3 protein-coding genes are annotated in these 2,948 nt (G+C 65.1%); all 3 read left to right on the forward strand.

All coding sequences use genetic code 11. The features are described 5' to 3' along the window. Positions 1-86 precede the first annotated feature (86 nt). A complete protein-coding gene (locus tag V3572_RS12210; protein WP_332111282.1) occupies positions 87-1,253 on the forward strand; it encodes a homocysteine biosynthesis protein in 1,167 nt (388 codons plus the stop codon). Between the two features lie 487 nt (positions 1,254-1,740). Further along, positions 1,741-2,067 carry an FmdB family zinc ribbon protein gene (locus V3572_RS12215; protein ID WP_332111283.1) on the forward strand — a complete coding sequence of 109 codons (327 nt, stop codon included), beginning with the start codon at positions 1,741-1,743 and terminating at the stop codon, positions 2,065-2,067. Positions 2,068-2,119: 52 nt separating this feature from the next. Next, positions 2,120-2,948: adenylosuccinate lyase (purB, locus tag V3572_RS12220; protein WP_332111284.1), on the forward strand; the 829-nt coding region annotated here is incomplete at its 3' end.

The raw sequence follows: 2,948 nt of genomic DNA on the forward strand, positions 1-2,948 counted from the left end.
CCATCGGGTGCAAAATCAGCCACCATACGCCGCCTTGCGGGACTGCCACAGGCAGATCCCAAGCCCTGAACGAAGCGAGCGCCGCCATGTCCCATGAAGTGACCAAGACCATTTCCGAAATCAACGACCGCATCAGGTCGGGCAAGGCCGTGGTGGTCACCGCCCGGGAGATGACCGGCATCGTGAGCCGGCTCGGCAAGGTCCAGGCCGCCCGGGAGGTGGACGTGGTCACCACGGGCACGTTCTCCCCCATGTGCTCGTCGGGGATGCTTTTCAATTTCGGCCAGGAACCGCCGGTGATGCGGGCCTCCAAGGTCCGCCTGAACAACGTCCAGTGCCATGCCGGGCTGGCCGCCGTGGACGCCTACCTGGGCTGCACCGAAACCCGGCGCGACGACCCCCTAAACAAGGTCTATCCCGGCACGTTCAAGTACGGCGGCGGACACGTCATCGAAGATCTGTTGCGCGGCAAGGCCGTCAGGCTGTGGTGCGAGTCCTACGTCACGGACTGCTACCCGCGCGCCGCCCTGGAGAAGGACGTCACCCTTGCGGGCTTAAAAACCGCCATGCTGCTCAATCCCCGAAACTGCTACCAGAATTACAACGTGGCCGTGAACCTCACCAGCCGCATCATCTATACCTACATGGGGCCGCTCAAACCCGGGGCCAAAAACGCCAACTTCGCCACGGCCGGGGCCTTAAGCCCCCTTTTCAACGACCCCTATTTCCGGACCATCGGCCTGGGGACCAAGATCTTCCTGGGCGGCGGCACAGGCTATGTGCTCGGGGCCGGAACCCAGCACGACCCCAAGCCCAAGCGCACGGAACGCGGCATTCCCCTTTCCGCCGCAGGCACGCTCATGCTCCGGGGCGACCTCAAGGGCATGAACCCCCGGTATGTGCGCGGGGTGAGCATTCTGGGCTACGGCTGCTCCCTGGCGGTCGGCGTGGGCATCCCCATTCCCATCCTGAACGAGGACATGGCCTTTTTCACCGGCGTGTCCGACGCGGACATCCTCATGCCGGTCAAGGACTACGGGCATGACTATCCCCAGGGCATCCCGCGCGTCCTCGGGCATGTGAGCTATGAGGAGCTGTTGTCGGGCAAGGTGAAGATCAACGGCGCGGAAACGACCTCAGTCCCCCTGACCAGCCTGTCCATGTCCCTGGAAGTGGCCCAAAAGCTCAAGGAATGGATCGAGAAGGGCGAATTCACCCTGACCGAGGCCCAGGAACGGATCGTGTCCGAATAGGCCGGGGGTCGGGCGTAGAGCCTTTACAAGACACGGGGACTGGAATATGAGGCGAGGTTCGCTTCAAAACGATATTTTCCCAAGGAGGACGACATATGGCTCGCCACAAAAGGCATGAACGGAAAAAGGAACTCGACCGCCGTCGCCGTCGCCGCCAGGAGCGGCTCAAGGAGCGCATCCGCGAGGCCAAGGCCGCCAAGAAGTCCTAACGGCGTTTCACGCGCCCCGGCGGCGGAAGGGCTGAAGCGTCGGCGGGGCGGCGCACGTTTTCGTGGACAAGGTGATCCGTCCGGGGGAGGCTTTTGTGCCCCGGACGGCTTTTTGGCATCCCCCCGCCAGAGCAAGGCGGCCTTTTTTGCCTGAACAAAGCGGCCGCCGCCCCCGTGCGTCTGGCGGCCGAAACGTCCTGCACCCTTGTCGCGCCTTCGCGATCGTCCGGGTTCGGACGGCGTGGGGCGGCGACGCCCCGGATTGTTGGAGCAGTTCCATGCCCATCTACGAATACCGCTGTCCCCAGTGCGACCACCAGTTCGAGGAGTGGCAGAGGGGATTCGAGGAAAAGACCCTGCCGTGTCCCCAGTGCGGCGCGCAGGCGTCCCGCGTCGTGTCCGGCTCGGCCTTCATTCTCAAGGGGTCCGGCTGGTACGCCACGGACTATGCCGACCGCAAGCCGGCCGTGATCGACAAGTACAGCGGGAAAAACAAAAAGCCCGCCTGCAAACCCGTCGAGGTTCCGAGCCTCGCCACAAATCCGTCCGCGCCGTCCGGGCCCAAAACGCCATCCGCTCCGGGAAAGACCGCCAAGAAACCCTGACGCGGCGTCCCGCCCAGGTCGGAGAAGACGATCCCAAGGGGGATGCCGCACCATGATCGAACGCTATACCCGCCCGGAAATGGGCGCCTTGTGGACCCAGGAAAACCGCTTTCGCGTCTGGCTCGAGGTGGAGCTGGCCGTGTGCGAGGCCTGGAGCGAGCTTGGGGTCATCCCTGCGGCGGACATGGAGCACATCCGGGGCGCCGCCGATTTCGACGTGGACCGCATCCTGGAGATCGAGGAGCGCACCCGCCACGACGTCATCGCCTTCCTGACCGCCGTGGAGGAGAAGGTCGGGCCGCCCGCCCGGTTCATCCATCTGGGCTGCACCTCCTCGGACATCGTGGACACGGCGGCCGGGGTGCTTTTGACCCGGGCCGGGGCCATCATCCTGCGCGACATGGACGCCCTTTTGGACGTCTTGCGGGACATGGCCCACCGCTACAAGGGCCTGCTCATGATCGGGCGCACCCACGGCATCCATGCCGAACCCACCAGTTTCGGACTCAAGCTGGCCGGATTTTACGCCGAATTCGCCCGGCATCGGGAGCGGGTGGCCGCTGCGGTGGAGGGCGTGCGCGTGGGCAAGATTTCCGGGGCCGTGGGCGGCTACGCCCACCTGGACCCCGAGGTGGAGCGGCTGGCCTGCCAGCGGCTGGGCCTGGCCGCCGATCCCATCTCCACCCAGATCGTGCAGCGCGACCGGCATGCCGCGTTTTTTACCTCCCTGGCGCTTTTGGCCGGGGGCGTGGAGCGGCTGTGCGTCGAGCTGCGGCACATGCAGCGCACCGAGGTGCAGGAAGTGGAGGAAGGCTTCGGCAAGGGACAGAAGGGTTCCTCGGCCATGCCGCATAAAAAAAATCCCATCTCCGCCGAGAACC

The sequence above is a fragment of the Desulfolutivibrio sp. genome, from assembly GCF_036584575.1.
Lineage (GTDB): Bacteria > Desulfobacterota > Desulfovibrionia > Desulfovibrionales > Desulfovibrionaceae > Desulfolutivibrio.

Coding starts and splice junctions, on each gene's coding strand:
- V3572_RS12210 (WP_332111282.1), top strand. CDS start 87: ATGTCCCATGAAGTGACCAAGACCATTTCCGAAATCAACGACCGCATC.
- V3572_RS12215 (WP_332111283.1), top strand. CDS start 1,741: ATGCCCATCTACGAATACCGCTGTCCCCAGTGCGACCACCAGTTCGAG.